Source organism: Hydrogenophaga sp., from assembly GCF_041633695.1.
In the GTDB taxonomy this organism is placed as follows: domain Bacteria; phylum Pseudomonadota; class Gammaproteobacteria; order Burkholderiales; family Burkholderiaceae_C; genus Hydrogenophaga.
The window spans coordinates 1-3,505 of the sequence record NZ_JBFJMY010000432.1; the positions used below are offsets into that span (position 1 = coordinate 1).

Consider the following 3,505-nt stretch of genomic DNA (forward strand, 5'->3'; position numbering starts at 1 on the left):
AGATATTTCCGGTCTATCAGTGCTTGTCCAGACCGGCCGGCGGCCAGTTTTCAAGCTTCATGCCCAAGGTCAAGCCGCGCGATGCCAGCACTTCCTTGATTTCGTTGAGCGACTTGCGACCCAGGTTAGGGGTCTTGAGCAACTCGTTTTCGGTGCGCTGAATCAGATCACCGATGTAGTAGATGTTTTCTGCTTTGAGGCAGTTGGCCGAACGAACGGTGAGTTCCAACTCATCCACAGGACGCAACAAAATCGGATCGAATTGCTGGGTGCTGCGCTGAGCAGGCGCGTCAAAGGCGGAGAGTTCCACACCTTCCAGTTGCGCAAACACAGCCAGCTGTTCAACCAGAATCTTGGCCGAAGCGCGCACGGCCTCTTCGGGACCAATGGAGCCATTGGTTTCGATTTCCAGCACCAGCTTGTCCAGATCGGTACGCTGCTCCACACGAGCGCTTTCCACCGTGTAGCTCACCCGTTTGACGGGCGAGAACGAGGCGTCAAGCACGATGCGGCCGATGGAGCGTGTCTGATCGTCGTTGCGACGCAGGCTGCCCGGCACATAACCACGGCCTTTTTCGACCTTGATCTGCATGTCGATCTTGGCGCCAGCAGACAAGGTGGCAATGACGTGCGACGGGTTCACGATTTCAACATCGTGCGGCGTCTGGATGTCGGCGGCGGTCACCAAACCTTCACCGTCTTTGCGCAGGCTCAGGGTCACTTCGTCGCGGTTGTGCAACTTGAAAACCACGCCTTTGAGGTTCAACAAGATGTTGACCACGTCTTCTTGCACGCCGTCGATGGACGAGTACTCGTGCACGACGCCAGCGATGGTGACTTCGGTCGGGGCATGACCGGTCATGGACGACAGCAAAACCCTGCGCAGAGCATTGCCCAGCGTGTGGCCGTAGCCACGCTCGAAAGGCTCCAACGTGACCTTGGCGCGGTTCGTCGACAGTTGCTCGACGTTGATGGTTTTGGGTTTTAGCAGATTGTTCAGCATTCAGACTTCCTTCAATACCCTCGGCTCGTTACACCGATAAGGCCGACGGAGCATGGCCCGGCCACACCTGTGCGGTGTAGACCGGGGACGAAAATTAACGTGAATACAGTTCGACGATCAACGACTCGTTGACGTCAGCGGCGAACTCATCGCGATCGGGTGACTTCTTGAATACGCCTTCGGCCTTTTCAGCCGAGACTTCCACCCAAGCGGGGAAGCCGATCTGCTTGGCCAACTCCAGGGCCTCGATCACGCGGGCCTGCTTCTTGGACTTCTCGCGCACGGCGATCACGTCACCGGCTTTCACCGAGTACGACGGGATGTTGACGCTTTTGCCGTTGACGGTCATCGCCTTGTGCGAAACCATTTGACGGGCTTCGGCACGGGTTGACGCAAACCCCATGCGGAACACGACGTTGTCCAGGCGGGCTTCCAGCAAGAACAACAGGTTGGCGCCGGTGTTGCCACGGCGGCGGTCGGCCTCGGCAAAATAGCGGCGGAACTGGCGCTCGAGCACGCCATAGGTGCGCTTGACCTTTTGCTTTTCGCGCAGCTGGATACCAAAATCCGAGGTGCGCATGCCCGAAGTACGGCCATGTTGACCGGGCTTGGAGTCGAATTTCGCCTTGTCGCTGATGGAGCGGCGGGCGCTCTTGAGCAACAGGTCCGAGCCTTCACGGCGGGAGAGTTTGGCCTTGGGGCCGAGGTAACGTGCCACGTGGATGTCCTTGATTGATCTGCCGCAACCTGTTGTTGCGGGAGCCAGCCTCTGTACGAGGTGGCGGTGGGCTTAGCAAAAATGCCACCGCAGGCGACTGCGGTGGCGCTCGAAGAAAAGCTTTCGATTATACCGCGCATTCGCGGTATGGCGCCTCAGATGCGACGGCGCTTTTGTGGACGGCAACCGTTGTGCGGCACCGGGGTCACATCAGAGATGGAGTTGATCCGGATGCCCAGGGCACCCAGCGCTCGCACCGAAGACTCGCGGCCAGGACCCGGGCCTTTGATCTCGACATCCAGATTCTTGATGCCTTGATCAATGGCGGCACGACCAGCCACCTCGGAAGCCACCTGGGCCGCAAACGGTGTGGACTTGCGCGAGCCCTTGAAGCCTTGACCACCCGACGAAGCCCACGACAGTGCGTTGCCCTGGCGGTCGGTGATGGTGATGATGGTGTTGTTGAACGAAGCGTGCACGTGGGCAATGCCGTCAGCAATGTTCTTGCGGACCTTTTTGCGAACACGGGCAGCTGCGCTGCTGGAGGGAGACTTGGCCATGGAAATCCTTCAATCCGATTATTTCTTCAGCGACTGGGCTGCCTTGCGAGGACCTTTGCGCGTACGTGCATTGGTCTTGGTACGCTGGCCGCGCAGAGGCAGACCGCGACGGTGACGGAAGCCACGGTAGCAGCCAATGTCCATCAGTCGCTTGATGTTCATGGTGGTCTCACGGCGGAGGTCACCCTCGATCGTGTACACACCGACCTGGTCGCGCACTTTTTCAAGTTCCGCGTCGTCCAGATCTTTGATTTTTTTCGCGTAATCGATGCCGCATGCTTCGCAAATTTTGCGAGCGCGTGTGCGGCCGATGCCGAAAATTGCCGTCAAGCCGATTTCAGCGTGCTTGTGCGGCGGAATGTTGATGCCTGCAATACGAGCCATTTTGGTCCTCTAAACTTCCATCAGCCTTGACGCTGTTTGTGACGGGGATCGGTACAGATGACCCGCACAATCCCGTGCCGCTTGATGATCTTACAGTTGCGGCACATTTTCTTGACCGACGCCGAAACTCTCATAGTTTTCTCCTAGAAATTCCAAAAACATTCAACAACCGACTCTTCACTTCGCGCGGAACACAATCCGCGCCTTGGTCAGGTCATACGGCGTGAGCTCCACTTTGACCTTATCGCCCGGCAAGATACGTATGTAATGTTTGCGCATCTTGCCGGATATGTGACCCAGCACCACGTGTCCATTTTCAAGCTTGACTCTGAAGGTCGCATTGGGGAGGTTTTCTACAACCTCGCCTTGCATCTCAATCACATCATCCTTGGCCATGACACAACTCAGCCGATAGAAGTTTTGAAGTTAGCCTTTTTAAGCAGCGATTCGTATTGCTGCGACATCATGTAATTTTGAACCTGGGCCATGAAGTCCATGGTGACCACAACAATGATCAACAGGGAGGTGCCGCCAAAATAGAACGGCACGTTGTACTTCAGGATCAGGAACTCGGGCAACAGACACACACCCGTGATATAGATCGCTCCGGCCAGCGTCAAACGCAGCAAGATCTTGTCGATGTGGCGGGCCGTCTGGTCCCCAGGACGAATCCCCGGGATGAAGGCGCCACTCTTTTTCAGGTTGTCTGCGGTCTCACGGCTGTTGAAAACCAACGCGGTGTAGAAGAAGCAGAAGAAAATGATGGCTGCTGCGTACAACGCCACGTAAATTGGCTGCCCCGGCGACAGTGCGGACGCGATGTCCCGCAACCAGCGCGTG

The 3,505-nt window shown here is 57.0% G+C and carries 7 protein-coding genes; all 7 read right to left on the reverse strand.

Annotated features, from left to right (window positions below; translation table 11 throughout):
* Positions 1-16: 16 nt before the first annotated feature.
* Positions 17-1,003, reverse strand: coding sequence for a DNA-directed RNA polymerase subunit alpha (gene rpoA, locus ABYB95_RS19550; RefSeq protein ID WP_372660713.1), 987 nt, complete (start codon positions 1,001-1,003; stop codon positions 17-19).
* 94 nt (positions 1,004-1,097) lie between these two features.
* Complete coding sequence (rpsD, locus tag ABYB95_RS19555; protein ID WP_372660716.1) at positions 1,098-1,721, reverse strand: 30S ribosomal protein S4; 624 nt, start codon at positions 1,719-1,721, stop codon at positions 1,098-1,100.
* Positions 1,722-1,876: 155 nt separating this feature from the next.
* Entirely contained in the window at positions 1,877-2,281 is a 405-nt protein-coding gene (gene rpsK, locus ABYB95_RS19560) for a 30S ribosomal protein S11 (RefSeq protein ID WP_372660720.1), read from the reverse strand.
* Between the two features lie 18 nt (positions 2,282-2,299).
* Complete coding sequence (gene rpsM / locus ABYB95_RS19565; RefSeq protein ID WP_372660723.1) at positions 2,300-2,665, reverse strand: 30S ribosomal protein S13; 366 nt, start codon at positions 2,663-2,665, stop codon at positions 2,300-2,302.
* 20 nt (positions 2,666-2,685) lie between these two features.
* Positions 2,686-2,799, reverse strand: a complete 114-nt coding sequence (gene rpmJ / locus ABYB95_RS19570) for a 50S ribosomal protein L36 (protein ID WP_084236402.1) — start codon at positions 2,797-2,799, stop codon at positions 2,686-2,688.
* A 43-nt stretch (positions 2,800-2,842) separates the two neighbouring features.
* A complete protein-coding gene (gene infA, locus ABYB95_RS19575; RefSeq protein WP_372660726.1) occupies positions 2,843-3,061 on the reverse strand; it encodes a translation initiation factor IF-1 in 219 nt (72 codons plus the stop codon).
* An 8-nt stretch (positions 3,062-3,069) separates the two neighbouring features.
* The coding region (locus ABYB95_RS19580; RefSeq protein ID WP_372660729.1) for a preprotein translocase subunit SecY at positions 3,070-3,505 on the reverse strand (436 nt) is incomplete at its 5' end.

What these genes read in the sequence shown, in the direction of transcription:
- rpoA (WP_372660713.1), bottom strand. Translation starts at nt 1,003, where the DNA reads ATGCTGAACAATCTGCTAAAACCCAAAACCATCAACGTCGAGCAACTG.
- rpsK (WP_372660720.1), bottom strand. Translation starts at nt 2,281, where the DNA reads ATGGCCAAGTCTCCCTCCAGCAGCGCAGCTGCCCGTGTTCGCAAAAAG.
- rpsM (WP_372660723.1), bottom strand. Translation starts at nt 2,665, where the DNA reads ATGGCTCGTATTGCAGGCATCAACATTCCGCCGCACAAGCACGCTGAA.
- rpmJ (WP_084236402.1), bottom strand. Translation starts at nt 2,799, where the DNA reads ATGAGAGTTTCGGCGTCGGTCAAGAAAATGTGCCGCAACTGTAAGATC.
- infA (WP_372660726.1), bottom strand. Translation starts at nt 3,061, where the DNA reads ATGGCCAAGGATGATGTGATTGAGATGCAAGGCGAGGTTGTAGAAAAC.